Below are 26604 nucleotides of genomic sequence, written 5' to 3'. Positions count from 1 at the left end.
AACAAAAATGCGGCAAAAATAATGACGGCCATAAGGAGAAGATCGGAGAGTGTTACAAGCGGGCGAGACGACAGTCTAGTAGTCTCGCGGACATTGGCTTGGATAGCTGCATCGATCAGTTGCTCGATCTGTCGACGGACCTCGCGCTTCTCAAAATCCCGCCTTACAACGGTCATAATGACTTCCCCTTGCCGGTTCTCATGTGCAGACGTGGCTCAACAGGATCGCCGCCGTTCGCTGTGCATTCGGTGTGTTCAAGCCTGCCAAAGGTCCTATAGACCGATGGAATCCCGTAGCTTCTGGACTCGTGCGTCCCTGCAAGTAAGTTCTGAAGCTAAGCCTTGCGTTTTGCCCAACGTTCTAGCCGGGGCTTTAAAAGGTAAGGATTGCGGAAGCAAGACGGTACTGTCAACCAAAGTCCGGAGGAAAGAGTAGGACATTAGAGCTTGGCTGCGCCGGATTTCTCGTTATGCGCTGAGTCGCTGTACACAGCTCCCTTGGCAGCATCTAGGTGGCCCGTGGCGTGGTATCCGTGCGAAAAAAAAGGCTGCACCTGAGGTCCCTTCAAGGGTCGTCAAGCGCAGCCGGGGGCTTCGTAGTTTCAGGTCGCGAACTGCTCAGGGAGCCTCGATGCACTCTCGATCCACACCTCGGGGGAGGGGGTTGTGCTTCGATGTGCCAGATCGGATCGCCCTGGCCGCGTCATGCGCCCTTCTCCGTGAAGCCGAACTCGCGCAGGATCGCGGGGACACGCTTCAGGCCGTTAGTGCGAACAGATGAGAGCGACTTGGGCCACTTGCCCAGAACAGATTGAGGTAGGCGGGCATCTTTCAGGACCTTGATAGCATCGGCCATTGGCTGGGTACGCTTCAGCCAGTCGGCGCTCGGCTCGTGCACCTGGGCCTCTGCCTCGGCGCTGCGCATGATCCCTGCGAATAGGTGCAGTTCCTTGTAGAGGTGATAGGCAGGGGTGAGGCCAAGCGCCGTGTTTGAATAGCCCTGTTCGGGGTCGTGGGCCTCGCGTAGCTTGCCTAGCGTCCTAGCCAGTGAAACCGCACGGGACTTCAGGATGCCTCGTTGGTGACCTTCGGTGCGCGCCTTTCCGGTGGCGGTGATGATCTGCGTGGGGCGCATACTCGGCGCGGTCATGCGGTCGGTTCCTTGTAGATGGATTCAAGGGTGGCGATTGCCTGCGCCAGCGGTGGCAGCAGTTCGTCGGTGAAGCGGGTGCCGAACGTGCTATCTACGTGGTCGTGCAGTTCTTTCAGCAGGTTGCAGGCGTTCACTGCATCGGCCTTCAGCATTGCCGAGACGGCCTGAAGGTCACTTGCGGTTGCCTCGCGGCTGGCCTCGCCAACCCCGACCATGGACAAGTCAGTTAGGTGGCCCGACCACGCGGCTTGCTGGCCAGCGAACAGGTTGCGTGCGGTCTGGTCCACACGGCAGGACCAGTTGGGCAGAAGTGGCTTCAGTACGCTGCGCATCGGTCCCTTCAGCGTGTTGCACGCGGTGCCGAACGCATCGGACAATTCGATGAATGTTACGGGGTTCATGCGGTTTTCCTTTGGCGCACGGCATGGCCTCCCGCAGGTCCGAGGGGTACGTGCAGGAGGTTGCCGTTACTGTGGTTGCAGTGGAGCGGAGAAGGGGCGCAGGTGGCCCCTCGGATGGCCTCAGTCGTACAGGCCGGAGCGGCTGACCTTCTGCGCTGCAACGCGCTTCAGTCCGTTGATGCGTTCCTGTCGCGCCTCAGCAATGGCCTGTGCCTGGGCTTCGGCCATATCGGCGGCTAGGGCTGCTTCCTTCGTGGTGCGGTGTTCGCGTTGGACCACGCTGGCGGCTGCGGCGTCGATCTGCGCATTCTTCAGTGAGCGCCTCGCGTTGGTCAGGCGATGCTCTGCGATTTCGCGGGCCTTGCCTTCCAACTTGCGCACCGGCACCGGATCGCCGTCTCCGTCGATATCGTAACGGGCAATGGCCGACAGCTCGGCTTCCAACGCCGCAATCTGCTTCGTCTCGGCCCGCCCGAGGGACGCGTAATCGAGATTCAGTAGGCGGGCGTGGTCACGCTCGTCGGGCGCCTCGTTGTCCCGACGGCCTTTGACGCGCAAGGTGACGCGCGCGGTCTTGCCCTCGGATGTGGCGATTTCGACGGTGCGCGAGGTGTCGCCTTCGGTTCCACCTGAGATTGTGGCGGCAGCAACGGCGTTGGTGATGGCGCGGTCACGCGCGCGGAGGACCTGTTCACCCGTGGCTGTGCTTCCGATGGTGTGGCCGGTCAGTCCAATCTGCCTGAACCCTTCGGTTGCGAGGGCTTCGCCGTGGGCTTTCAGCGGATTGGCGGCTACTCGGATGGTGTCGTGCATGTTCGTTGCTCTCAGTTCGTGATGCCGATGCTTTCGGCGATGTTGTTGATTACAGGGATGGCAGCGCCGATGTTTACGCCGGTACTCTCCAGACGCTGCAGGGCAGGCCTAAGGCCCGCTAGCGCTACACCAGCGGCCAGCAGCGCATCCCTGCGCGCCGCGCTACGGTCGGTCTGCGCGGCGGTAGTGGTGGCGTCGAAGACGACTCTGCGGGCGCGCTCCTCGGCTTCCTGCTGCGCCCTCTCGGTTGCGGCCTCGGCCATGCGATGCTGCGTGGCTTCATGGGCGCGGCGAGAGACCTCGGCCTGAGCGATAAGGCGTTGAGAGGTTTCCAGCGGGTTGACCTTGGGTGACCTGGGGGTGTGCCGCACGGTCACAGCGGATTGACCGGGCCGGTGCGCTTAGGCAGCGGCTTGGTGTCCGGGTTGTATTCCATTCGCATACCGCCCCCGAACGCCGGAGATATGTAGGGAACCACTGCCGGAGGGGCGTTGGCCGGTACCTGCGCGGCTACCGGTGATGGCGGGCCGTGGTAAGTCGGTGCCGGCGCAGCAGTCGGGCGCGGTGCAGCGGGTCGTGCCTGCGCCGGGACCTGATACGCCAGCGGGGGCAGGCCCTGTGCTTCGCGGGTCGTGTTCGCTTCGACGTAGGCCAGCATCCGGGCAGCTTCAGCTTCCTCTGCCAGTTCGGCGCGGGTCGGCGGTCGTTCCGGCTCAGGAAGCAGCGGCTGGCGGTCAGAGTATCGGCGTTCGTTCTCTTGATTGACCGCCTCCAACTCGGTGAAATACGTGTCCTGCTGGGCGTCTTCCTCGCGTGCGTCACGCATGGCGGCGAACAGGTTTGAATCTGCGTTGTGTGTCATCGGGATTTGAGCGGGATGGGACGGCGTGGAGACCGTCGGGTTATCTGAGGGGGGCGTGGTGCGGACTGTCGGCGATCACCCGCGATGCGCACGGGTGGCCGGTAGTCGGCCTCAGGTGGTGTTGAGGGACGGCTCACGCTGTCGCCTTGGGCGGCGGCATGGTGCGGATGGTGGAGACCTGAGAGAACGGCGGTTTGTTTGCCACGTTGTGGTGTTTCTTTGTGTTTGGATGGTAGGGGTAGGAATGGGTCTGCCAGCGCTCGGGGCGCTGAGTCGCCATTGCGGAGACGCGCCGGGCAGGGCGGCGGGTGTGACCTCGGGGTGCAGCGCGAGGTGCGCTTCAGGTCGGGAATTGAGTGGGTTCGGCAGGCGCGGCCTGCTGTGCCGCATCGTGTTCGGCGTTCAGGTGTTGGCGCCGTTTTGCTCGAGCGCTGGGGTCTTTGCGCGCGGCTACGCAGGTAGACGGCTAACGTTCGTCGCTATCCGGCTCGGGTTCGTATCGGCTCGGGGCCAGGTCACAGGCTGGACACAGCCGGAACAGGCCGCAGGTGCAGGACGAACGGAATGCAGAGGTGTTTGCGTCGGTGGTCATGAATTACTCGAAAGTAGGCAGGCCGTGGGCGTCGTGACCCACTGGAGCGGGGTTGGTGTACGGGGCGGTAGGTGTGGCCGCAGGTGCAACGGCAGGAGACCGTGGGCGGTGCCGCTTGCCGGGCGTCGGGGTACGGACGGCCATCGCAACGGTGTGGCGTAGTTCGCGGAGCTGCGACGGATCAGCCGGCATAGGCTCGAACAGCTTGCACAGGTGATCGCCTCGGGCCTCTTCGTACCGGTACAGGCAGCGTTTCCAAAGGTGGTGCAGGTGGCCGAACACGTTCCGATCAACGATCACGTCACCGATTTGGAAGCACACACGGCCCGGTAGCGGAATCTCCTGAGACCGCTTACCGGGGGTGCGTCCGCGCCTTGGCGGTGCAGTAGCGCGCAGCACTTGATTGCCCATCGCGGCGCGCAGGTTGTCGGGGGTCAGTTCGCCTTTGCCAAGGTCCGGGCGTCCGCCAAACGTCTCGACCTGAAGTGCAACCACGGTCATCACCCGCACGGTCATTTCACGGCCCGTCGCGCCGTCCTGCAGAAGGCGATTGAACTGCGCCTGCATGATCCGATCAGAGGTGCGGATGCGGATCAGGTCATGGAAGAATTGGAACGCCTTGGCGGCTTCCGGTTCCTGCTCCACGCCGATCATCATTGCCACTTCGATGATGGACCGGAACGGCTTCAGTTCGGCGCGGGTGGGCATCCGGCCGTTCGGCGAACGGGTGCGCGCATGGGTGGCCTTATGCTTCCAGCAGTAGAGGCTGAAAGCCTTGCCCAGCGGTGCGCCGCAGGTTTTGCAGCCCTTATGTTGATCGTTCGGCGGCTTGGGGTGGAACTTGCCGGTCAGCGGGTTGCGGACGTTGCCCATGGTGATGACTCCAAGAATGAAAAAGCCACCGCAGGGGTGGCCTCAGGAGGTAGTGGTGTTGTCCTGGGGGACGGCTTCAGGAAGCTTCAGGCGGCGCTTTCGGCGCGGCTTCTTGGCTTCCACGGCCTTGGCGCGGCGCTGCTGTGCGCGCAGGAGAGCGGCTTCCTCCCGCTTGACGTGTGCAGCCACGGCGGTACGAAGGTAGGCGCGCAGTTCCACGGTCCACTCCACGAGGCGCAGCCGGTCACGCCAGCAGGCCAAATCATCGCGCACCGCCGCCAGCTCCTCGGGCGCATCCGCCAGTTCCTCGCAGGATTCTTCAATCAGAGTCAGGTACGAGGTGATGGCGGCGCGGGCGCGCAGGCTGGCGTGATAGGTGTCGGCATCGCGTACCCATTTCCATTGGTCAACGGATACCCGGCCACCAGCGGCAACGGTGCCGTAGACCGCTTCATAGGTGCAATCCGGCGATGCTTCCGGGGTCGCGTAGTTCAGGGCGAGCAGGGGAGGCAAGCTCAGGCGTTCGATTTCAACAACGCGGACGGCTTGGGTACGGGTCATGGGTGTCTCTCCAAGATGAGTAGGGGGTCAACGCGTGAGGTCACCTAGGGAACACCTCAGGCGCAGCAACAGCAGCGACCACCGACCAAAGAGGCAGGCTGCTACTGAAACAGGAGGTGTTCCCAAGGTGGCCTCGGGCGTTGTGATTCGGGGATGGGCGATGATGGTCAATCCATCAACGCGGGAGCTGAAGGCGGGAACCTGAGGGGTGCGGCTCTCCACCTCAAGGGGTGGGATCGTGGGGGACAGGTCAGCCCTTCGCGGCCTTCGCTGCGCGCTGGCGCTGCTTCTTCAGCCGCTCCCGCTCCCGTCGCTGCTCGGGGGTCATGCGCGCATTGCGGCGTGCTTCACGCTCCCGCGCCTTTGTCCTGGCGGTTGCCTCCCGTGCAGCCTTCGCGGCTTCCGGGTCTGCCGCCTCGGCGGCGCGGCGCTGGGCGGTGCGTTCCTTCGTGCGTGCCTCTGCGGCTTCCTTCTCGCCCTTCTTCACCGCCACGCCGATATAGGCCACCATTTCGCACAGGGCACGCCCTCGCAGGTCGTCAGGATTGTCGGGCAGTTCAAAGAGGTTCGTGAGGTCCACCTTAGGCTCCCTCGGCAGTGGCTGAGCCAGTGCGCTGGCGACCATTGCCTCGTATTCCGCCTCTTTTTCCTCGGGGGTGCGGGCGGCTCGGGCGGCGAGTCTGGCTTCCTGTTCCTCCCGCTGGCGTCGGGAGCGAACTCGCAGGCCATCATCGTGCAGTTCAGTCCTCGACCAGTCGATGCGGGCATCTTCCGGTCCCATGCGCTGGGTGTGGTGAGTGCCGCTGTAGGCCGGTCCCTCGACCACCTCGGCATCGCCTGAGGCAATCCGTTCGATCATCGCTTGGGCGCGGGCGAGGGTTGCCCCGTGGCGGTCCTTTTGTTCTGCTCGGGTGGTCTCCAACAGGTTGCGCGGTACGCTCTTCCTAAAGTCACCTTTGCCGCCCTTGCGGCCACTCTGGAAAGCCTCGTAACGAGCGACCTGCAATGCGTGTTCGGCCCATGCGTCGATGATGGCGGGCTGAAGGTTGTAGAGGGCGCGGTAGGCGGTCAGATGCGCCGATTCCCACTCTTCATGGACTTTCGGATGATCGAGGCCCAGCGGAGGGAATTCGGGGGTGACCGCAGGTGTCATGGGCGGCAGGTTGCGAGGGCCGGGGCCGGGGTAGTCAGGGGCGGACCGTGCAGGGTGGAACCGCCGTTGATGGGTGGCACGGGCGTCGTTGACGGCCCGTTGATGGTACTCGGCGGGGTAGGGCTTCACGGCATCCGCGAGGGCGCGCGCAATGTCGTCATCGGTGTGACCCTTGGGCAGGGCCAGGACGGCGGCGGTAGCAGCGGCGGTGCAAGCGCGGCGAGTGGCTGCGGCTTGCTGGCAGTGTTCCAGACGGTCGGCATGGGGTGCCTTCAGGCGAGCGAGGGTTTCGGGGGGGATCGTGTATGCCATGTGGTCGGTGTTACGGGGTCGGTGAATGATGCGGGTCCCACTTGCGGCGTGGTCTCTACCTAAAGGGGGGGGATCGTGGGGGACACGCCCAGGTGTCGGAAGGAACGTCGGCGAAAATTGCGACTGCCTTCCTATAGGCAACTACAATTGAAACGTCGGGGAACTTGCAGGCAATGCGCTTTCGGTGGAGGTGGGGCGAGTGGTGAAGAAAGTGTCGGTGGCGAAAAAAGTGCCACCGGTTCCAACTATACCCAGCCGAGCGCCGGGGCGCGCCGCTAAGCGGTAGCGGCCTGCCGTGGCCGCATCCGTCCCCGGATCGACCTCAGGTCACCCCTGTTCCCGCTCCCGGAGCTTCCTGAGCAACCGCATGGCAGCTGTAGGTGTCCACGGCTTACGCTCGCTGCTGGGTAGGGAACCCAACTTGCGGCGCTTCTGCCAGTCGGCAGGCGTCAACGTGCGTGAGGCGGTGAGTGCAGCCGAGAGCTTCGTGGGCGTGTCGTGGCCTTCAGCGATCATCATTCGGGCCGTGGCTTCAATGGTTGCCGTGTGCGCCTCTACGCGGCCCTGTACGCTCTCTGCGGCCCGTTCGCGGCCAACACCGTCGACGCCCTTCAGGCGAGCCGTAGCAGCCTCAGGTGCCAGCCAGTGACCGTCACGGGCCACCTTCGCCTGCAACGCGGCAGATGTGCGCGCCTTGATCTGTTCCCGTTCGTACTCGGCGACAGCAGCAAGGATCGTAACCACCATCTTGTTGGCTTGCGGGAAGTCAGCCGCGACCACCTCCACGTCGGCAGTCATGATCGCGCGCAGGGCATCCACGTTACGGCTCAGACGGTCGAAGCGAGCCACCAGCAGCGTGGCACCGGTACGGCGGCACTCGGCCAATGCGGCGAGTAGCTGGGCACGCTCAGTCGCACCGCGCGCACCGCTTACGGTCTCACTGAAGGTTGCCAGTAGGAGGCCCCTGACGCCTGCCACATGGCGGCTTAGGGCCTCCAGCTGCGCAGCGACGCCAAGGCCCGACACTCGCTGGCCGTCAGTGGAAACGCGGGTGTACCCAACGAACTCGTGATGCATGGTCATCGTCCTGGCCCTGCGTGTGCATTGGATAGGGCCCGGTGGTGTGCTGCGGTGATCTTCATTAGTTCGGTAGGGTGGTGTAACGGATGGTCCGTCGTTCGTATGACGAACTGTAATAGTGCTGGCACGCCATTACAAATGACAACGGGCGGCCCATGTGTATTCCATCTCTGTAAACAAGCAGGTGCGGACAGACTGTCCAATTCTGTCCCGTGGGCGGAGAGCGGTTTGAGAAGGCTTGTCCCAAATGGTTCTACTGCAACCAAATTGAGCAGCCTCTGCCTCTCATGCAGGGATTGCCCAGTTCAAACGGCCGCGCCGTCGAACGCCGCGCAGCGATACCCCATAGGGGGTAATCATCAATCAATGATCCATCGATACCATCTCGAATTTTTTCAATGAAAACCGCGCTCCGTGCCCACTTTCAGGTAATTCTTGCCAGAAGAACCCTCCCGGGCCGGGCAGGGCCTGGGTTGGAGTGGCAGTGCGCATTTGTCTTCTTACGGCGTCTCCGCGCGTCCTGTTAACCTAGTGGGAACTCTCAGGGAAGTCCTCGCCAACCCAATGCAACCCATGGCTTCAGCGCTTACTTTTGCGGAAAGGCACTTTCAGGCCCTGTGGACTAGATGGATTCAGAACCCCGGAACTCCTCTGTCCACCTCGATCATTTTGGGTTGGGCGGCGGGTCGGGGTCTAGAGGTGTTGTCCGTCGAGGAAGGTCAGGTTGGAGCATTTCATACCATTCCGGCCATCATGCTGCGGACGAGCATTGGCTCCGCGTGCTTTCCTACCATGGGGACTAGCTGCCCCAGTTGGCAGCGCAATCGCGCATATGCCGAAAAGAAGGCTCGGTTATGGGAGAAGGTAGAGTGGTTCAGTCCTCTGTGGATAGCGCACTCGAACGAGCGCGAGCTGCTTCGGGATATCGAGGCGTCGCCGCCGGATCGAGCGCTTGGTGTCTTCAATTATCACGCTTCGACTTTATATCCCCTAGGCTTTCAGGCAACTTGCCTCGCTCAGCTGCTCCCTGCGAGTAAGTCCATTTCCGTATTCGCACCGTTGGCGCGAGAGGCGTTCTTGGGATTCTACAGCGGTAGTCGCGCTTCAAGTGTAGCAGCGCTGATTCCTGTCATTGAAGGGGTGCTAAAACGAATATATCCTGGGATGAAGCCAAAAGATGCGGCTAACAAGATCGTAGATGGAGCTAGTGCCCTTGCGGCAAAGCTCTATTTTGGAGAGATGTGGGCGCCGCCTGAATTCAAGACCACTGATTTCTTGTATGGTCTCGATGAGCGAGTGTTCGTGTTCGAGACTTTTCGGAACTGGCTTCTTAAATTCTACTTCTGCGATATAAATGACTATCGGGGGAAGACCTCGCTCAATCGGCACATTTTCGCTCATGGTGATTCGACGGAGTGGGGGAGGTCTGAGAACTTTTCACGCCTCGTGGTGGCTATTGCAATGCTTGGCGTAATTGAGTCTTGGCATGATGGTACCAATTCTATTCCAGTCCTGTTTCCTTCAATGAATGAAGATTCGCGTCTTTTGTGGCAACAGGCGCTTCTTAGAGGGCAAATCCAGCATGTAGTCCAGCTGACTGAACTCGAGGCCTACCACGCTAGCGGTAGGTTGGTCCCTGAGTATCCGACCGATGGCGGCGTAACTCTGAGAACGGCTGTGCTTATGGAGGATGCCATGAAGGACTTGGTCAAGCCATTACGCGATGCAGGATGGAGTGTGGCGATTGGGGAGCCGGACGAGCGGGCGCTTTACGTTCTGGTGAAGGGTGTGCGTGACCAAGAAAGTGTTTCTGTCGCGCTGCTCTATAGTTGCGCCACGAGCAATGACTTGTACAAGGCGTTGGCGGAGGGGAATGATGTAATCCTGTACCGAGGCCCTCCATTTCATCAGGCCAGCTATGCATACGGAATATCCAAGCACGTCGGCCCCGTGCTTGGATGGCTGCCTCCTTGTCCTGGCAAAGAGAGGGTCTGACAAGAGGTCTTAGCGGTATCGGCGGCGCGTCCGAAGAGTGATTGAGTGCAGCGCCGCCCATTGAAAGCTCCGGGCTCGTGAAATGCGCAAATAAGCGTCGGTTGAAGTCGTCGCTTTTAATCTGGATGGTGCGGGGCCAGAAGCTGGACCATCTATGGCCACTTAGGAGCGACAATCAGTTGGCCCGACCGAATTGATAACCTTGGCTAGGCAGGGAGTGTAATGGTGAAAGTGTTCTTGGAGTACTCGCCGTCGAGCTTTCTCCCAGGAAGCAGGTAGAGTTCGCCGCCATTTAGTCTTGCCATTTCCCTTGCCTGGTGGAGGCCGATCCCGGCACCATGGAGTCCGCGTGCGATTGCATGAGAGCCAGAAAATCCTTCCTCAAAGACGCGATCTACTTCATTGCTGTGAATGGTAAGGCTTTCCATGTCGAACCTGATGTCAACCTTGCTTTCAATTGAATCAAGGGAAACCGACACATTCAGTGAGCTGTTCCTTCGTGTGTACTTGACGGCATTCTCAACCAAGTAATAGATGCAGGCATGAACTGAGTCATAGTCGAAGCTCGCCACCTGCATGGATCTGCCAACGTGTGCCTTAACTTTCTTGCCTTCAAAGTCGCCAAAGAAGAGATAAAACGCATTCATCAATACGGAATGCACACTGTGTGACTCAATCCTCAGTGTGCCCGGGCTGGCGGTAATTTTCTCGAACGCAAAGAACTCCGCCTTTTGGGCTGCCTGATTCTTTAATATGCCGAGGAAAGCCTTTGCCACCTCGCCTATGTTCTCCGAAGCCTCTTGTTCAATGTGAGGCAGTGCGTCCTTGTTGAGATCCATAAGCCGATCCTGCTGCAATACAGAGAAAATCTCCTGATTCGTCTTTGCCGTGAGGCTTTTTAGGTTATGGATAAGGCGTCGCGCCCTCTGCTCCGCCCGATTAGAGGCTGCTTCAATCGAGGGGGCTGCAGCCAGTACTGTGGCAACCTCCCTCTCCATGATCGCCTTGCTCTTGATGCGATCAGGATCTGATGAAATCGCCAAGGCGCAGAATTTTCCAGAATCAATCCTACACAGTCGAACCTTCACGTCATTAATTCGCGTGACTACCGATCCTGTCTTCGGGAGTGCTAGCCTGGCCGGTCTTGAATCCGCGCCAAACTGATTGATGAAGGGCTCAGTACGATCAAGCGACCAAAGAAGCATGCGAGGAACTTGCTCTTTCATCTCTTAACTACTCTAACAATTGCATCCTCAAAGCGAACCGGCTCCGCCGTCTTCGGGAGCGAATAGTCTGCCTCTTGGAATGCCTCATGGAACATTCTGCCCTCTTCTTGAGCAGAGTAGATGATTACTTTCTTTTTTGAGTGCCTGCGCTTAATGCCGAGCGCAAGGCCCAATCCTTCGTCCTGATAGTGCATCAGACGGCCGACGCCGTTAATGTCGACAAATACTACATCTGCCTCCAATATCGACGAGTCTTCAAGTGAGTGCACGTCGGTGACGATGCGAACATACTGCCACCCCATCTTCTTGAGGACTCCGACGATCTTAATGCCGCGATCATCGTCAATGAAGAGAATTCTTGCGCTACGCTTCAATTCGAGCAGAGGCATTTCTGTCAAGTTCTGGCTAGTTGCCGAATTCGCGTGGCTGCCTGGTTGACTAAGGTTAATATTGACCGTCTGAGTGGCGTTGTTATTAAGGGTGTTGCCGGAACTCGAGGACCCTCCTGAACTCTCGTCCATTGATGCCTCCATGCCTCGAGAGGAGCTCTTGCGTTTCCTCCATGCCACGGTCCCAAATATCGCAATCAGGCCTGCGATGAATGAAACAATCTTCTCGGCGTTGTCAATCAGAAGCTCCATCTTCCCCCCTAGAGGATTTCAAACTTAACGGACACAATGGGCGTTTTTGACACACCGTGAAGGTCGCGTCAAGGCCTATTCATTAAAGCTCAAGGGCTTCCCCGTGCGCCAGACTAGCGGTCGCCTTGATAGTGTCCGTCCGGAGCATCAGTGGGAGTACGAAGTGGGATGCTACGGACAAGCAAGTTGGTTGCCCGAGCGTTGCCGCATGTGAGCGACAGTCTGAGTGCGGTTTTCTGTTGACGTGGAGATGTCTTGGTAAGCATAGGAGTTCTGGATGCGCCCCCTTGCCGAACGTGGGTGTGACCGGGGAGGGCTACAAACTCTGTGCTTGCGTGTGCTGGTCGACCGCCTCGAAGCTCACGCTTTCCACTGCCAAGCGGCAGAGTTCCAGTGACAGTACCCGAGCATAGCTGGTCATGGTCACGCCCTCCCGCTCGTGGCCTGCGACCTGCTGCACCACTTCCTTGGTCGCCCCGCCATTGAGGGCGGCTGTGATGAAGGTCGCTCGAAGCGTATGGAACACAAGGCGACGGTCAGTGATGCCTAGAGAGCGAATGCGTCTGCCCCACGTCTTGCCGATGCCGTGGCCTCGCTTCCGATCAGGGCCTCCCGGCACGAGGCCCGGCAGCAGGTAGCCATCAGGTGTCTCCCTCGCCAGTGCTGCAACGGTTGAACGGATGGCCGGGTGAATCGGGACCGCCCTTACCGCTGCCTGCGACTTGCCTTCGCGGACGTGTAGTACCTGGGCTGCTGAATCGTAATCGGTCAAGGTGAGGTTGCACACCTCGTTCAATCGCATCCCTGTGTAGAGCGCCAGCAGCGTAAGGGGAAGCAGCAGCGGCTCCCGCCGGTCATCCTTCAGACCCCTCAGTACAACCAGTAGTTCAGCCTCGGTCCACGTCCTGCGCGCAGCCTCAGTGCCGCGCTTTGACTTCTTCAAGGTCGCTTGCATGCGGTCGAACGGGTTGGCGTCAACCTCGCCGCGCAGCATTGCCCATTGGAACCAGCCCCGACAGGCGGATATCTCCTTCGTCTTAGTCGTCCTAGACACTGGTCGCGGTTGGATCACCTTCGCCAAGAACTGTCCAGCCGTGACACGGGAAATGGTCGCCATCTCAACATTGCTCCCGACCCACCGAACGAACGCAGTGCAGCGTTTCTTAGTCTCAGTCAGAGATTGAGCTGTGAGGTCTCCTGTACGCTCATGCAGGTAGGACTCTAGGCTATCGGCCACGGTGACCCCAAGTTGGCCGAGCGCGGCCCTTCGGGCGCGTCTCACGCCCTCGATATCGATCTGTGCACCTGCATTCTGCTGCTGCGCGACGTACCTCTCCACGTCGAGGTCGACCTGGGCTTCGACGTCGTTGGCTGCGATCTCTCCAGCCTGCTGCATGGCGAACACCTCGCGGGCGCGCTCCACGATCAGCTCCGGCGACCATTGATCGATGCCATCCCGGATCAACCGGTGGGCAACCTCGGCACGCCTGACGTACACCTCAGGCTCGTGCCGCATGTCTCCCTTGCTCACGGCAGCTGCCCAGGCTTTCCATCCCGCAATGATCGGTCCAGCCAGTTCTACGGCATCACTGAGGGAGCTGGTGCCCAACGCCTGCACGAGGTCATGTCTGCCTGCGATACGTTGCACAGAGCGAGGAAGCACATAGCGAGCGGAGTAGGTGTTGCCACGACGCTTGATGCCGGAGGGGAGGGACATTGTGTGGTGCGGGTACAAAGTGCGGGCACAAAGGGTACAGCGGAAAGCCTTGTGCCAGTAGCCTCAGCGCTTTGCCGAACATGTCTTAACGGCTCCTGTTTCCGGCACCAGTTGCATGAAAAGCCCCGGCCTTGGTCGGGGCTTTTTGTTTGGGCATTTGAAGCAATCACGGCTCTTGTGTCATGAGCGCGAACCCTTATCAGGCTCAAGCGCGCGCACCGGCTGCCGCAGCACGGTCTTCAACCGCGCAGCGTCGATCCTGCGCGGGTCGCTCAGGTAGATCTCATGATGGGGGCCGGCAAAGGCGTAGCCCAGCGAAGGCATCAGTTCGTCGTGCAGATGGGCCAGGGCCGGACCCTCGTCATCGTAAGCGCCTACATGCAGGGTCTGCAGGCAGAGGCCTTCTTCAAGAACTTCGTGGCGAAGGCTGGCCGGAACGTCGCCCAGTTTCTTCGCCGCCTTGGCGATGGCAGCCTCCAACTGCGCTGGACTGATCCCGTCCGGCGTGCGGATCATCACCGTCCACCTCCACTCATCCTTGCGGCGAGCCACAAAGCTCGACGGATCCTCGGCGGTCCACAGGGCTTCCAGCGGTGGCACCACGTAGTCCTGGCCCCCGGACTTCAGTGCGAACTTCAGTGCATAGCTCACCGCGTACAGCCACTGCACCGCCTGCACATACGCGGGGGCGGTATTCGGATCACCGTGGCCGTCGACCATCAGGTAGGGCAGGGGCGGTACGTCTACCGTCACGAACCGGCCCGCCGGGGGCAGGTACAACGCGCGATCGCGCTTCTTGAAGTCGATCTTGTCCACGGGCCTTCCTCCTGCGCCGAGCATCCCACGCCGGGCACCCGCCAGCACGCCTGAACAGGTTCAGATGACTTTGCCGAACACGGGCGGAGCAGCCGCCATCGCCCGATGCTAGGATGCCGCCCCCGGGTGTTCTGCCCGCCGCAGTTGCGCGGTGCGACAACGTGTCGCAGCCAGAAACGGGCCTTTCCTGCGCTCGATCATTGTCAATGCCTTTCTTAAATGGTGGGTGACGGCCTAAAATTGAAAGGCTGACTCGACCCCACCTCCCTGCCTGTCTTCCGGACCGGTGGGGCCGGCTTTGGCCGGAACAGGCAGGACGGGGAACGGCATTCCCTCGCAATTGGATCGACCGATGATTCCGTTGAAAACCCTTGGGCGCTGGTTGCGCCCGGGCCTGCTGCTGTCGTTGCTGGTGATGCTCACCGGCTGCGATGCGGTGGCCATCCTCAGTCCGAAGGGCCAGATCGGCCAGGATGAGAAGACCCTGCTGATCACGGCCACCGTGCTCATGCTGCTGGTCGTCATCCCGGTCATCATCATGACCCTGACCTTCGCGTGGAAGTATCGCGCCTCCAACACCAAGGCCCGCTACGAGCCGAAGTGGTCCCACTCGACGGCGATCGAGGTGGTGGTGTGGTCCATTCCCTGCATGATCGTGCTGGTGCTGGCGGTCCTGACCTGGCGCTCGTCGCACGCGCTGGACCCGTACAAGCCGCTGGATTCGGACGTCAAGCCGGTCACCATCGAGGCGATCTCGCTGGACTGGAAGTGGCTGTTCATCTATCCGGAAGAGAAGGTGGCGGTCGTCAACGAAATCAAGTTCCCGGTCAACACGCCGCTGAACTTCAAGATCACGTCCGATTCGGTGATGAATGCGTTCTTCATCCCGCACCTGGGCAGCATGATCTACTCGATGGCTGCGATGGAGACCAAGCTCCATCTGATCGCCAACGAGACCGGTGAATTCCCGGGCATGTCCTCGCACTACAGCGGCGCGGGCTTCGCCAAGATGCACTTCACCGCCTACTCGGTCACCGATGCCGAATACCGCCAGTGGCTGGACCAGGTCCGTGCCGGTGAGCAGACCTTGGACAAGGCCTCGTTCAAGGCGCTGGGCGAAGCACGCAACGCCGAGTGGTATCCGGTCACCTACTTCGGCAAGACCGAAGAAGGCCTGTTCGACTGGGTCATCGCCAAGCACATGGGCGACAACAAGCATTACGGCATGAAGCACGAACACGCCGGTGCCGCCGCTGCCGATGCCGCCAGCCATGAAGCGCACGAGGGCCATGCCCCCAGTGACGCGCATGATTCCAAGGAATCGGGTGAAAACCTGGATGCCAACGAACACGAACACGCAGGCCACGCCGGCCATGCGGGCTCGGGAGAATGAACATGTTGGGTAAACTCTCAATTGAGTCGATCCCCCACGATCCGATCGTGCTGACCACCCTGGTCGGCGCGGTGCTGGGTGGCCTGGGCGTCATGGCCCTGATCACCAAGTTCAAGCTGTGGGGCTATCTGTGGAAGGAGTGGTTCACTTCGGTGGATCACAAGAAGATCGGCGTGATGTACCTCATCGTCGCCTTCGTCATGCTGCTGCGCGGTTTCTCCGACGCCATCATGATGCGTACCCAGCAGGCGCTCGCCGTCGGCGGGTCCGAGGGTTACCTGCCGCCGCACCACTACGACCAGATCTTCACCGCCCACGGCGTGATCATGATCTTCTTCGTGGCGATGCCGCTGATCACCGGCCTGATGAACCTGGCCGTGCCGCTGCAGATCGGTGCGCGCGACGTCGCGTTCCCGTTCGTCAACTCGCTCAGCTTCTGGCTGTTCGTGTCCGGCGCGGTGCTGATCATGCTGTCGCTGTGGATCGGTGAGTTCGCTGCCACCGGCTGGCTGGCGTTCCCGCCGTTGTCGGGCATCGAATACAGTCCAAGCGTAGGCATGGACTACTACATCTGGGGTCTACAGGTCGCAGGCCTGGGTACCACGCTGAGCGGTATCAACTTCTTCATCACCATCCTGAAGATGCGTACCCCCAGCATGAAGCTGATGCAGATGCCGGTGTTCACCTGGACCGCCCTGGTGACCAACGTGCTGATCGTCGCTGCCTTCCCGGTGCTGACCATCACCCTGGTGCTGCTGACCCTGGACCGTTACCTGGGTACGCACTTCTTCACCAATGACGGTGGCGGCAACGCCATGCTGTACATCAACCTGATCTGGATCTGGGGTCACCCGGAGGTGTACATCCTGGTCCTGCCGGCGTTCGGTGTGTTCTCCGAAGTCATCGCGACCTTCTCGCGCAAGGCGCTGTTCGGCTACAAGGGCATGGTCTACGCCACCGCCTGCATCGGCGTGCTGTCGTTCATCGTGTGGCTGCACCACTTCTTCACCATGGGCTCGGGTGCCAACGTCAATGCCTTCTTCGGCATCACGACGATGATCATCTCGATCCCGACCGGCGTGAAGATCTTCAACTGGCTGTTCACCATGTTCCGCGGTCGCGTGCAGTTCACCACGCCCGTGCTGTGGACCATCGGCTTCATGGTCACCTTCACCATCGGCGGCATGACCGGCGTGATGCTGGCGATCCCGGCCATCGACTTCGTGCTGCACAACAGCCTGTTCCTGATCGCCCACTTCCACAACGTCATCATCGGCGGCGTGGTGTTCGGCATGTTCGCCGGCATCACCTACTGGTGGCCGAAGATGTTCGGCTTCCGCCTCAATGAGTTCTGGGGCAAGTGCGCGTTCTGGTGCTGGTTCATCGGCTTCTACGTGACCTTCATGCCGATGTACGTGCTGGGCTTCATGGGCATGACCCGTCGTCTGCAGAGCACCGTCAACCCGGCCTACGAGCCGCTGCTGCTGGTGGCCGCTGCAGGTGCCTTCATCGTGGGTGCCGGCATCCTGTGCCAGATCATCCAGGTGGCCGTGTCGATCCGCGACCGCAAGAAGACCGCCGACCTGACCGGCGACCCGTGGGATGCCCGTACGCTGGAGTGGGAAACCTCTTCGCCGCCGGCCTTCTACAACTTCGGCAGCCTGCCGGAAGTCACCGAGCTGGACGATTTCTGGGAGCGCAAGCAGCGTGGTGAAGCCTGGCCGAAGCCGGCCAAGTACACCGACATCCACATGCCGCGCAACACCGGCACGGGCGTTGTCATCGGTGCCTTCAGCCTGGTGTTCGGCTTCGCGATGATCTGGCACATCTGGTGGCTGGCCATCGTCGGCTTCGTCGGCATGATCGCCACGTTCATCTACCGCACCTTCGACCAGGACGTGGACTACTGGGTCCCGGCCGCCGAGGTGGAACGCATCGAGAACGAACACCGCAAGCACCTGGAAAACCAGGGCCTGGTGAAGTCGGAGCTGAAGGCATGAGCACCAATACCTCGACCCTGAGCCACGGGCACGCCGCGCAAGCGGCGGCCCATGGCCATGACGACCACGAGCACCACGACACCGGCGGCAACACCGTCTTCGGTTTCTGGGTGTACCTGATGAGCGACTGCCTCATCTTCGCCTCGCTGTTCGCCACCTACGTGGTGCTGGCCGGCGGTACCGATGGTGGCCCGACCGCGAAGGACCTGTTCGAACTGCCGTTCGTTGCATGGGAAACCGCGCTGCTGCTGACCTCCTCGCTGACCTTCGGCCTGGGCATGATTGCCATGCACCGCAAGCAGATGGGCCAGATGTACCTGTGGCTGGGCATCACCTGGCTGCTGGGCTTCGGCTTCATGTGCATGGAAGTGTGGGAGTTCCAGCACCTGATCCATCAGGGCTACGGTCCGGACCGCAGTGCCTTCCTGTCGGCGTTCTTCGCCCTGGTCGGTACCCACGGGCTGCACGTCAGCGCCGGCCTGCTGTGGCTGCTGGTGATGTTCGTGCAGCTGAAGAAGTACGGCCTGACCCCGACCAACAAGACCCGCATGGCGTGCCTGAGCCTGTTCTGGCACTTCCTGGACCTGATCTGGATCGGCGTGTTCTCCGTCGTCTACCTCAATGGAGCCCTGTAATGGCACATGACAACCATGCACACGACCACGGCACCGGCGGCGAAAGCCATGGCACCGTGAAGTCGTACCTGATCGGCTTCGTGCTGGCGGTGGTGCTGACCGTCATCCCGTTCTGGATGGTGATGTCGGGCGACTTCTCGCGCACCGTCAACGGTGTGGTGATCGCGATCACCGCGGTGCTGCAGATGCTGGTCCACCTGGTGTTCTTCCTGCACCTGGACCGCTCTTCGGAAAGCCGCTGGAACGTCAACGCTGCGGCCTTCACCGTGGTGGTGATCGGCATCATCGTGGTCGGTACCCTGTGGGTCATGCACAACATGAACGTGCACATGATGCACTGACGTCCTCGCGACGTTGCCACGCAGAAAGGCCGCCCTCGGGCGGCCTTTTTGTTTGTCTGCGGATATGGGTAGTGCCGGCCGCTGGCCGGCAATCGCGGGAAGCCGGCCGGCTCTACCCCGCCACCCGGCGCAGGAACTCTTCGGCATCCATAGGCCGGCCCAGGTGATAGCCCTGCAGCTGGTCGCAGCCCAGTTCGCTCAGGTATTCGCGCTGCGCCTGCGTCTCCACGCCTTCGGCCACCACCTGCAGCTGCAGGGTGCGGCCCAGCGCGATGATCGACGACACGATGGCGGCATCCTCGTCGTTGCGTTCCAGGTCATGCACGAACGCACGGTCGATCTTCAGTTCGGTGGCCGGCATCCGCTTCAGGTACAGCAGGCTGGAGTAGCCGGTGCCGAAATCGTCGATGGCGATATGCACGCCCATCGCGGTCAGATCGTTGAGAATCGCCAGGCTGGCGTCGACATCCTTCATCGCCGTGGTCTCGGTGATCTCCAGGGTCAACCGCGCCGGCTCGATCCGGTGCCGCTGCAGCACCTCGCGCACGCTGTCCAGCAGGGCCGGCGAGGAGAACTGCAGCGGCGACAGGTTCACCGCCATCGACCATCCGGTATGCCCGGCCTCGTGCCATGCACGCAGCTGTGCACAGGCACGGTCCAGTACCCAGTCGCCGATCGGCAGGATCAGGCCACTGCGCTCGGCGATGGGAATGAACACATCCGGCGCCAGCAGGCCCAGTTCCGGGTGCTGCCAGCGCAGCAGGGCCTCGGCGCCGGTAGCTGGTGCGCCAGCGGCCGGGAACTTCGGCTGGTAGTGCAGCAGCAGCTCGTCATGCGCGATCGCCTTGCGCAGATCCTGCAGCAGGCGCAGCTGGCGGTTGGCGCTGAGCTGCATCGACGGGGTGAAGAAGGTATAGCCGTTCCGGCCTGTTTCCTTGGTGTGGTACATCGCCGCATCGGCGTGCGCCATCAGTTCGCGCTCGTTGCTGGCGTCATCCGGGTACAGGGCGATGCCGAGACTGGCGCTGACCTGCAGTTCGGCGGCATCCAGGGTGAATGGTTCGCCGGCAGCGGCGATGATGCGTTCGGCCACCACCACCGCATCGTCCGGGGTGTCGATGGCCAGCACGATCACGAACTCGTCGCCGCCGAGGCGCGCGAACGTGTCCTGCGGCCGCAGCAGGCCGCCGATGCGCTGTGCCACCGCCACCAGCAGGCGGTCGCCCAATTGGTGGCCGTAGGCATCGTTGACCGCCTTGAAGCCGTCCAGGTCGCAGAACATCACCGCCACTGCGCGGCCGCGGCGGCGCGCCTTCTCGATGGCCTGTTCGATGCGGTCCTGCAGCAGCATGCGGTTGGGCAGCTGGGTCAGCGGGTCATGCAGGGCGGCCTGGATCAGCTTGTCGTTGGCGTGTGCCAGTGAATCGGCCAGCAGCCCGGTACGCACGCGCATCTGCCGATCGAACAGCGAGGCGACCAGGGCGATACCCAGGGTGGCTACAGTGGTGACGATCACCAGCACTGCCAGCCAGCGCGTGTCGATGCCGCCGCTGCCGACCGCGCCGCAGATGCTGCCTTCGGGGAAGCGTGCGGCGGCCATGCCGGTGTAATGCATGCCGACGATGGCCAGGCCCATCACCAGCGAGGCCAGTGCGCGCAGGCGCATGGTGTGGCGCTGCTCGGAACGCAGGCGGAAGGCGATCCACAGCGCCGCGCCGGCCGCACCGATGGCTACTGCAATGGAGGCGGCGAACCAGCCCGGGTGGTAGTCGATACCCGGCTGCATGCGCATCGCGGCCATGCCAAGGTAGTGCATGGTGGCAATGCCCAGGCCCATCAGCACGGCGCCGGCCAGCAGTCGTCGCCAGGGCAGGCTGGGGCGTGACACCAGCCACAGCGCATAGGCCGAAGCGCCGATCGACACTGCAAGCGAATACAGGGTGATGCCGAGGTCGTAGCCGACCGGGATCGGCAGGTCGAAGGCCAGCATGCCGATGAAATGCATCGACCAGATACCCAGGCCCATCGCCGCCGCGCCGCCGGCCAGCCACCAGCGGGCCACGCGGCCCTCGGCCGTGGCCAGGCGGCCGGCCATGTCCAGCGCCGTGTACGAAGCAAGAATGGCCACCAGCAGGGAGATGGCGACCAGGCTCTGACTGTAACTGCCAGTCATGTTGAATCCAGAGGGGGAGGGAGGGGCGCCCGCAAGGCGCACGCCCGCGACAGCTATCGGCGCGGGTGGGCGGGACTTGAGCGGTCGCAGCACCTGCGACCCGGCTCGGCTATCCTGCCACGCCTGTTCCCGTTGCTGGAAATCATCCGATGGCAAAAGCCCGCACCGCCTACGTCTGCAATGAATGCGGCGCCGAATTCAGCAAGTGGCAGGGCCAGTGCACCGAGTGCAACGCCTGGAACTCGCTGTCGGAAATCGTGCTGGAGAGCGCGGCGGCGGCCAAGGCGCCCGCGTCGCGCCGGGCCGGCTGGGCCGGCAAGATCGACCCGCCGAAGATCACCGCCCTGAAGGACGTGGAGCAGACCGAGCATCGCCGTGTCTCGACCGGCATCGGCGAGTTCGATCGCGTGCTGGGCGGTGGCCTGGTCGAGGGCGCGGTGGTACTGGTCGGTGGTGACCCGGGCATCGGCAAGTCGACCCTGCTGCTGCAGGCGGTGGCGAAGATGGCGGCCGAGCTGCCGGTGCTGTACGTCACGGGCGAGGAGTCGCTGGCCCAGGTGGCCGGCCGCGCACACCGGCTGGAATTGCCGCTGGATGGTGTCAACGCGCTGGCCGAGACCGGCGTCGAGTCGATCCTGCAGCATGCGTCCAAGGCCGGCCCGCGGCTGATCGTGGCCGACTCCGTACAGACCCTGTGGACCGAGAGCCTGACCGCCGCGCCCGGCTCGGTCAGCCAGGTACGCGAGAGCGCGGCGCGGCTGGTGCGTTTCGCCAAGGAGACCGGCACCGCCGTGTTCCTGGTCGGCCACGTGACCAAGGAGGGCGGTATCGCCGGCCCGCGCGTGCTCGAACACATGGTCGATGCGGTGCTGTACTTCGAAGGCGAGAGTGGCAGCCGCTTCCGCCTACTGCGCGCGTTCAAGAACCGCTTCGGTGCGGTCAACGAGCTGGGCGTGTTCGCGATGGGCGACAAGGGCCTGAAGGAAGTCTCCAATCCGTCGGCGATCTTCCTGTCCGGCGGCAGTACCCACCAACCCGGCAGCTGCGTGATGGTCACGCGCGAGGGTACCCGGCCGCTGCTGGTGGAAGTGCAGGCGCTGGTGGATGCGTCGCCGCTGTCGAACCCGCGCCGTGTCGCAGTCGGCCTGGAGCAGAACCGCCTGGCCATGCTGCTGGCCGTGCTGCACCGTCATGGTGGCGTGCTGGTCGGCGACCAGGACGTGTTCGTCAATGTGGTCGGGGGTATCCGCGTACAGGAGACCGCAGCCGACCTGCCGGTGCTGCTGGCGGTGCTGTCCTCGCTGCAGGACCGGCCGCTGGCGGAAAAGACGATTGCGTTTGGCGAGGTTGGCCTGTCCGGCGAGATCCGACCGGTACCCAATGGCGAAGACCGCTTGCGCGAGGCCGCCACGCATGGCTTCAAGCGCGCCATCGTACCTAAGGCCAATGCGCCCAAGGGCGGTTCGGTGAAGGGTATGGAAGTGATTGCGGTGGAGCGCCTGTCCGAGGCTATCGACGCGGCGTGATCGCGCCGGGCATGGCCCGGCGTCACCACCGCGCACGTGGAATACGGCGGCCGACACGGCAACGGTCAGCCTCCCTGTGCTAGTTTTTCCCGCTCGACGAAGGCGCCCTCTGGCGTCTTTCCGTGCCCAGGAGTAAACGATTACATGCAGGACACCGCGCTCACCGCCCCCAACGCCGAAATCCGTCGCGCCGGGGTCGATCTCAATGGACTGATGACGGTGCTGGGCAAGCACCTGTATTCCACCCCGGTGGTGGCACTGCGTGAGCTGGTGCAGAACGCGCACGACTCGATCATCCGCCGCCGCATCGAGCAGCCCGGCGTCGAGGTGCCTTCGCGCATTTCGGTGCAGGTCGATGCCGGTGCCGGCGTGCTGCGCATCATCGATACCGGCGCCGGCCTGACCCGCCAGGAGATCCATGACTACCTGGCGACCGTCGGCGTCGGCTACACCCGCGGCCTGCGCCAGGGCGGCGAGGACGATGAGGGCCTGATCGGCATGTTCGGCCTCGGCTTCCTGTCGGCCTTCGTGCTGGCGCGCCGGGTCAGCGTGCGCACCACCTCGTACCAGACGCCGGAACTGGGCCATCTGTACGTGTCCAGCAACGCCGAGCAGTACACCGTCAGCGAAGTGCCGGCACGCGCGGTCGGCACCGAGGTGGAACTGGAGCTGCATCCGGACTTCCTGCCGCTGGCCAACGAGGCGCGCCTGCACGAAGTGCTGGGTCGCTACTGCGCGCTGCTGTCCGAGCCGATCTTCATCGGTGCTGCAGGCGAGGCGCTCAACCCCGAGCCGCCGCCGTGGCGCGGCCAGGGCGATGTGGCCCTGCATCCGGTGCAGGCGCGTCGCCAGGCGCTGCAGTTCGCGGCGCGTTTCGAACATGATTTCGAGCCGATCGTCACCGTGCCGCTGCGTGCCGATGGCAACAGCGATGCCACCGGCCTGCTGTGGGTGCAGGACGGTGCCACCTACGGCACCAGTGACAACCGCAACCTGTCGGTGTTCGTGCGCGGCATGCTGCTGGACGACGATGCGCGTGACCTGCTGCCGCCGTGGGCGGGCTTCATCGGCGGGGTGATCGAATCCTCGCGGCTCACGCCTACCGCCAGCCGCGAAGACCTGCAGCGCGACGACCAGTACCGCGCCGTGCAGCATGCGTTGCTGGAGGCGCTGATTGATGGCCTGGCCGACGTCGCGCGGCAGCAGCCGGAAGCGTGGCGACGTGTATTGAGCCGCCACAACGAGGCGCTGCTGGGCGCGGCGCTGTGCGATGACCGCCTGTTCGACCTGTTGCTGGAACACGTGCGCGTGCCGACCTCGCAGGGCGACCTGCCGGCCAGTGCGCTGCCCGCACGCGGTGCCGTGCATGTGATCCTCGACAACGGTGGCGGCTTCGAGGAAATGCTGTTCCGTGCGATGGGCGTGCCGGTCGCGCATGGTCATCGCTATGCAGTAGTGCCGTTCCTGCGGCGCTGGGCCCAGGCCAAGGGCCTGCGCTTGGTTGAACTGGGCACCGAACAGGGCAACCGTGCGCTGTTCCGCAGCGATGACAGCCTCGACGAGGCGCAGCTGGCATGGCTGCGCGAGCAGCTGGGTGACGGCGAACAATTGCTGCCGGCACGCTTCAGTCCCGAGTCGCTGCCGGTGGTGGTGGTGCCCGACCGCGAAGCCGAGCTGAAGCAGCGCCTGGAAGACGATGAGAACGACAAGCGCGTTTCAATGGCGGCGCTGCGGCTGGCGCGTCAGTTCACCGCGCGCATCGAATCGCGTGCGCCATCGCGGCTGTACCTCAACCTCGACAACCCCGCGGTGCAGGCGCTGCTGCGCGCCCAGCGCGAGGGCCACCCGCAGGCCGAAGCCGCAGCGCGCCTGCTGCGCTCACTGAAGATCATCGTCGCCGCGCAGGGCCGTCCACTGGCCCGCGCGACCGCCACGCCCGGCCCGGATCTCAACGGCGCCTTCACCGATATCGCCGGTGCCCTGCAGCAGATGCTGCGCTGAGCACCGCATCCTCTCATCCAGCCTTCGCTAGACAGGAGTACTTACCCCATGGACATCTGGAACTGGGTCGAAAAACTGCAGGGTGACCTGCGCCAGGCCGGCCAGGCGCAGAATGCGCACCTGCTGAATCGCCTCGCCGACGAGGTGAGCGAACTGCGTGTCGACCGCGTCGACGCGCTGCTGCCCGAAGCGCGTGCGCTGGGCAAGGCGCTGGACAACCCGTGGGTCGACGTCTACGTCGGCCACTGGGCGCTGCGCAACCGCGTCGGCAACCGCGTCGAAGGCGAGAGCGCGCTGGGCGAAGCCGTGGCGCTGTTCGAGCGTGCGCATCGCGAGGACACCCTGGAATGCCCGCAGTCGATCTGCGTGACCCAGGATCTTGCCGCCTGCTACGGCAACATCGATGGCCCCGGCTGGGTGCCGGAGCGCATCGAGGTGTGCGATGAAACACTGGGCCGCATCGACCCGAGCTGGGCCTGCTTCCAGTGCCTGAGCTGCGAGAAGGCCGATGCACTGCTTGATGATGGCCGCGGCCAGGAGGCACTGGATTACTTGCAGGTGCAGTCCGACGCGATCGAGGCCTGCGGCAAGGAAGTGTTCGACAGCTTCCCGGAGATGCAGATCAAGATCCTGCTGGGCATGGGCCGCGCCGAAGAAGCGCTGCTGCTGATCGAGAAGCGCGAGGCCGAAGTGGCGGCGTCCGGCGAGTACGAGCCGGCCAACTGCACGGTGCCGCGCCGCCTGTCCAAGGCGTGGGCGCTGGCGCAGCTGGACCGCGACGAAGAGGCCCTGCAGCAGCTGGTGCCGTGGAGCGAGCTGACGCCTACCTACTGGCGGCTGTGGGCGAACACCGCCGCAGCGCTGTGCCGGCGTGATCCCGCACGCAATACCTGGGACCTGGGTACGCGCTTCAACACCATCATCGAACACTTTGCCGGGGTTGGCTCGCACCGCCTGCTGATCGAAGTCGCTGCGCTGAGCCTGGAGCTGGCCCTGCAGCGTGGCGCACGCTGGGTGGCGCTGCGCCAGCTGGAACTGGCGCGTACCCATCTGGCACAGCTGCGCCAGGACCGGGGTGCGGCTGCGCTGGTGGCCGGCCTGGCGGCACGCATCGATGCATTGCCGGATGTGGCGCCGCTGCCGGTGCCAGCCGCTGAACTACTGGTTTGGCTGAACGAGCAGGGAGAGCAGAATCAGTCGCGCGATCCCGAACGTGAGGCGCAGTGGCTGCTGCAGGCACAGGCGCAGCTGCCAGATGACGAGGCGCTGGCCGAGATGGCTGCCTCCGCGCTGAGCGCCTGTGGGGCGCAGACGGAAGCGCGCGCATTGCTGTGGCGCTTCGTGCGCGCACACACGCAGGATGATGGCCCGGCCGCCTACACGCTGATGCGCTGGCTGACCGAGCAGGGCGACGACGAAGGCCTGCGCCAGCTGGCTGATGCCTATCGCGGCAGCGTGCCGGTGTTCGCGCACTGGTGCGAGGTGCAGCGCGCCCGTCGCGTGTCCGACTGGCCGGCACTGGAGCAGGCTGCGCAGGCGCTGCTGGCGGCCTCGCCGGGCTCGCATGGCGCACGCGGTACGCTGGCGCGGATGTACATGGAAACCGGTCGCTTCAGCGAGGCGCAGGCCTGCTATGCGCAGCTGGTGGAGCTGCTGGAAGAACCCAACGCCGCACACTGGGACCACATGAGCGCGGCCAGCGCGGCACGCGACTGGGATGCGGTGCGCCGCTCGGCGGCGGCGATCGGCATGGAGCTGTCCAGCCAGGACGGCGTGGTCGAGGAGCCGTGGGGCTGGGTGATCATCCGCAGCGAAGAGAACGGCGAGCCGATGGAGTACTACGCGCGCCGCAGTGGCCCGGTCACCGCACGTATCGTCGAGAACGCACCGGCCAACCGTGCCCAGCAGGTGGGCGACTGGGTGGTGTTCGATGCTGCGCTGGTGCACCCGGCGCCGGAGGAGGAGGAAGCGCGCGAGCATTTCATCCCGACCTATGCGCAGGTGCATGTGCTGGAGCGCGGCGGCTTCGCCCGCAGCTGGCTGATCGACGGCGCGCACCCGGGCGAAGACGCGTGGAATGCCTTTGTCGCAGCGGCCGAGGCGCAGGGCTGGCAGGTGTGGTCGCACAGCCGCCCGGACTACACCGTGACCGATCCGGACGAGGAGGAGGGCACCCTGCCGGGCCTGCTGTTCACCGTCGCCCAGCCGCAGGACCATGCACCGCTGGCGCTGCACCGCTTCCTGCAGCAGGAAACCACGAAGTGGCCGCATCCGCATTGCTGGCTGCGGCTGGCCGAAGCCTGCGACCAGGATCGCCAGCCGCACCTGGACGTGATCGAGC

The 26604-nt window shown here is 63.2% G+C and carries 22 protein-coding genes; 8 read left to right on the top strand and 14 right to left on the bottom strand.

Translation table 11 applies throughout. The features are described 5' to 3' along the window. Positions 1 to 702 precede the first annotated feature (702 nt). The 9 genes from N7573_RS04655 to N7573_RS04615 form a co-directional block, all read right to left on the bottom strand. Positions 703 to 1149 (bottom strand): hypothetical protein, encoded by a 447-nt coding sequence (locus N7573_RS04655; protein WP_279911901.1) that lies wholly within the window; start codon positions 1147 to 1149, stop codon positions 703 to 705. Beyond that, positions 1146 to 1553, bottom strand: a complete 408-nt coding sequence (locus N7573_RS04650; protein ID WP_279911902.1) for a hypothetical protein — start codon at positions 1551 to 1553, stop codon at positions 1146 to 1148. The genes N7573_RS04655 and N7573_RS04650 overlap by 4 nt, the downstream gene beginning before the upstream one ends. Positions 1554 to 1673: 120 nt before the next feature. Next, entirely contained in the window at positions 1674 to 2366 is a 693-nt protein-coding gene (locus N7573_RS04645) for a hypothetical protein (RefSeq protein WP_279911903.1), read from the bottom strand. 11 nt (positions 2367 to 2377) lie between these two features. Next, on the bottom strand, positions 2378 to 2629 hold the full coding sequence (locus N7573_RS04640) for a hypothetical protein (RefSeq protein ID WP_279911905.1): 252 nt from the start codon (positions 2627 to 2629) through the stop codon (positions 2378 to 2380). Between the two features lie 110 nt (positions 2630 to 2739). After that, positions 2740 to 3228 (bottom strand): hypothetical protein, encoded by a 489-nt coding sequence (locus N7573_RS04635; protein WP_279911907.1) that lies wholly within the window; start codon positions 3226 to 3228, stop codon positions 2740 to 2742. A 595-nt stretch (positions 3229 to 3823) separates the two neighbouring features. Beyond that, positions 3824 to 4693 (bottom strand): hypothetical protein, encoded by an 870-nt coding sequence (locus N7573_RS04630; RefSeq protein ID WP_279911909.1) that lies wholly within the window; start codon positions 4691 to 4693, stop codon positions 3824 to 3826. Positions 4694 to 4735: 42 nt separating this feature from the next. Then, a complete protein-coding gene (locus tag N7573_RS04625) occupies positions 4736 to 5254 on the bottom strand; it encodes a hypothetical protein (protein WP_279911911.1) in 519 nt (172 codons plus the stop codon). Between the two features lie 250 nt (positions 5255 to 5504). Continuing rightward, entirely contained in the window at positions 5505 to 6719 is a 1215-nt protein-coding gene (locus N7573_RS04620; protein WP_279911912.1) for a hypothetical protein, read from the bottom strand. Positions 6720 to 7046: 327 nt separating this feature from the next. Next, positions 7047 to 7796, bottom strand: coding sequence for a recombinase family protein (locus tag N7573_RS04615; protein ID WP_279911914.1), 750 nt, complete (start codon positions 7794 to 7796; stop codon positions 7047 to 7049). Positions 7797 to 8876: 1080 nt separating this feature from the next. Between N7573_RS04615 and N7573_RS04610 the strand changes: the two genes are divergently transcribed. Next, entirely contained in the window at positions 8877 to 9794 is a 918-nt protein-coding gene (locus N7573_RS04610) for a hypothetical protein (protein ID WP_279911916.1), read from the top strand. Positions 9795 to 10000: 206 nt separating this feature from the next. Here N7573_RS04610 and N7573_RS04605 read toward each other — a convergent pair whose 3' ends face one another. The 4 genes from N7573_RS04605 to N7573_RS04590 form a co-directional block, all read right to left on the bottom strand. Further along, entirely contained in the window at positions 10001 to 10882 is an 882-nt protein-coding gene (locus N7573_RS04605) for an ATP-binding protein (protein WP_279911917.1), read from the bottom strand. Between the two features lie 134 nt (positions 10883 to 11016). Continuing rightward, entirely contained in the window at positions 11017 to 11661 is a 645-nt protein-coding gene (locus tag N7573_RS04600) for a hypothetical protein (protein ID WP_279911918.1), read from the bottom strand. Between the two features lie 316 nt (positions 11662 to 11977). Continuing rightward, positions 11978 to 13378 carry a tyrosine-type recombinase/integrase gene (locus tag N7573_RS04595; protein WP_279911919.1) on the bottom strand — a complete coding sequence of 467 codons (1401 nt, stop codon included), beginning with the start codon at positions 13376 to 13378 and terminating at the stop codon, positions 11978 to 11980. Positions 13379 to 13558: 180 nt separating this feature from the next. Next, positions 13559 to 14194 carry a GyrI-like domain-containing protein gene (locus tag N7573_RS04590; protein ID WP_279911920.1) on the bottom strand — a complete coding sequence of 212 codons (636 nt, stop codon included), beginning with the start codon at positions 14192 to 14194 and terminating at the stop codon, positions 13559 to 13561. Between the two features lie 352 nt (positions 14195 to 14546). Here N7573_RS04590 and cyoA point away from each other — a divergent pair, with 352 nt between their 5' ends. The 4 genes from cyoA to cyoD are packed head-to-tail and all read left to right on the top strand — an operon-like array spanning position 14547 to position 18563. After that, on the top strand, positions 14547 to 15587 hold the full coding sequence (gene cyoA, locus N7573_RS04585; RefSeq protein WP_032127566.1) for a ubiquinol oxidase subunit II: 1041 nt from the start codon (positions 14547 to 14549) through the stop codon (positions 15585 to 15587). A 2-nt stretch (positions 15588 to 15589) separates the two neighbouring features. Further along, complete coding sequence (cyoB, locus tag N7573_RS04580; protein ID WP_049462341.1) at positions 15590 to 17587, top strand: cytochrome o ubiquinol oxidase subunit I; 1998 nt, start codon at positions 15590 to 15592, stop codon at positions 17585 to 17587. After that, positions 17584 to 18222, top strand: coding sequence for a cytochrome o ubiquinol oxidase subunit III (cyoC, locus tag N7573_RS04575; protein WP_012510428.1), 639 nt, complete (start codon positions 17584 to 17586; stop codon positions 18220 to 18222). The genes cyoB and cyoC overlap by 4 nt, the downstream gene beginning before the upstream one ends. Further along, positions 18222 to 18563, top strand: coding sequence for a cytochrome o ubiquinol oxidase subunit IV (cyoD, locus tag N7573_RS04570; protein WP_005408584.1), 342 nt, complete (start codon positions 18222 to 18224; stop codon positions 18561 to 18563). The genes cyoC and cyoD overlap by 1 nt, the downstream gene beginning before the upstream one ends. 112 nt (positions 18564 to 18675) lie before the next feature. Here the strand turns inward: cyoD and N7573_RS04565 are convergent, their stop codons facing one another. Then, positions 18676 to 20736, bottom strand: a complete 2061-nt coding sequence (locus tag N7573_RS04565; RefSeq protein ID WP_279911922.1) for a bifunctional diguanylate cyclase/phosphodiesterase — start codon at positions 20734 to 20736, stop codon at positions 18676 to 18678. Positions 20737 to 20885: 149 nt separating this feature from the next. Between N7573_RS04565 and radA the strand changes: the two genes are divergently transcribed. The 3 genes from radA to N7573_RS04550 all read left to right on the top strand — a co-directional run. Continuing rightward, positions 20886 to 22262 (top strand): DNA repair protein RadA, encoded by a 1377-nt coding sequence (gene radA / locus N7573_RS04560; protein ID WP_014646395.1) that lies wholly within the window; start codon positions 20886 to 20888, stop codon positions 22260 to 22262. A gap of 144 nt (positions 22263 to 22406) precedes the next feature. Then, on the top strand, positions 22407 to 24263 hold the full coding sequence (locus N7573_RS04555) for an ATP-binding protein (protein WP_279911923.1): 1857 nt from the start codon (positions 22407 to 22409) through the stop codon (positions 24261 to 24263). A gap of 48 nt (positions 24264 to 24311) precedes the next feature. Continuing rightward, a partial coding sequence (locus N7573_RS04550; RefSeq protein ID WP_279943087.1) for a tetratricopeptide repeat protein occupies positions 24312 to 26604 on the top strand: 2293 nt, incomplete at its 3' end.

Origin of the sequence: Stenotrophomonas sp. GD04054, from assembly GCF_029836955.1 — a bacterium.
GTDB lineage: Bacteria > Pseudomonadota > Gammaproteobacteria > Xanthomonadales > Xanthomonadaceae > Stenotrophomonas > Stenotrophomonas maltophilia_A.
Note: the sequence above shows the minus strand (reverse complement) of the source record. Positions and strands in the feature narration are given on the sequence as shown.

Excerpts from the sequence above, each read along its gene's own strand:
- radA (WP_014646395.1), top strand. The coding sequence starts at position 20,886 with ATGGCAAAAGCCCGCACCGCCTACGTCTGCAATGAATGCGGCGCCGAA.
- cyoB (WP_049462341.1), top strand. The coding sequence starts at position 15,590 with ATGTTGGGTAAACTCTCAATTGAGTCGATCCCCCACGATCCGATCGTG.
- N7573_RS04555 (WP_279911923.1), top strand. The coding sequence starts at position 22,407 with ATGCAGGACACCGCGCTCACCGCCCCCAACGCCGAAATCCGTCGCGCC.
- N7573_RS04565 (WP_279911922.1), bottom strand. The coding sequence starts at position 20,736 with ATGACTGGCAGTTACAGTCAGAGCCTGGTCGCCATCTCCCTGCTGGTG.
- N7573_RS04650 (WP_279911902.1), bottom strand. The coding sequence starts at position 1,553 with ATGAACCCCGTAACATTCATCGAATTGTCCGATGCGTTCGGCACCGCG.
- N7573_RS04615 (WP_279911914.1), bottom strand. The coding sequence starts at position 7,796 with ATGCATCACGAGTTCGTTGGGTACACCCGCGTTTCCACTGACGGCCAG.
- cyoD (WP_005408584.1), top strand. The coding sequence starts at position 18,222 with ATGGCACATGACAACCATGCACACGACCACGGCACCGGCGGCGAAAGC.
- N7573_RS04640 (WP_279911905.1), bottom strand. The coding sequence starts at position 2,629 with ATGGCCGAGGCCGCAACCGAGAGGGCGCAGCAGGAAGCCGAGGAGCGC.
- N7573_RS04645 (WP_279911903.1), bottom strand. The coding sequence starts at position 2,366 with ATGCACGACACCATCCGAGTAGCCGCCAATCCGCTGAAAGCCCACGGC.
- cyoC (WP_012510428.1), top strand. The coding sequence starts at position 17,584 with ATGAGCACCAATACCTCGACCCTGAGCCACGGGCACGCCGCGCAAGCG.
- N7573_RS04655 (WP_279911901.1), bottom strand. The coding sequence starts at position 1,149 with ATGACCGCGCCGAGTATGCGCCCCACGCAGATCATCACCGCCACCGGA.
- N7573_RS04625 (WP_279911911.1), bottom strand. The coding sequence starts at position 5,254 with ATGACCCGTACCCAAGCCGTCCGCGTTGTTGAAATCGAACGCCTGAGC.
- N7573_RS04635 (WP_279911907.1), bottom strand. The coding sequence starts at position 3,228 with ATGACACACAACGCAGATTCAAACCTGTTCGCCGCCATGCGTGACGCA.
- N7573_RS04600 (WP_279911918.1), bottom strand. The coding sequence starts at position 11,661 with ATGGAGCTTCTGATTGACAACGCCGAGAAGATTGTTTCATTCATCGCA.
- N7573_RS04595 (WP_279911919.1), bottom strand. The coding sequence starts at position 13,378 with ATGTCCCTCCCCTCCGGCATCAAGCGTCGTGGCAACACCTACTCCGCT.
- cyoA (WP_032127566.1), top strand. The coding sequence starts at position 14,547 with ATGATTCCGTTGAAAACCCTTGGGCGCTGGTTGCGCCCGGGCCTGCTG.
- N7573_RS04630 (WP_279911909.1), bottom strand. The coding sequence starts at position 4,693 with ATGGGCAACGTCCGCAACCCGCTGACCGGCAAGTTCCACCCCAAGCCG.
- N7573_RS04620 (WP_279911912.1), bottom strand. The coding sequence starts at position 6,719 with ATGGCATACACGATCCCCCCCGAAACCCTCGCTCGCCTGAAGGCACCC.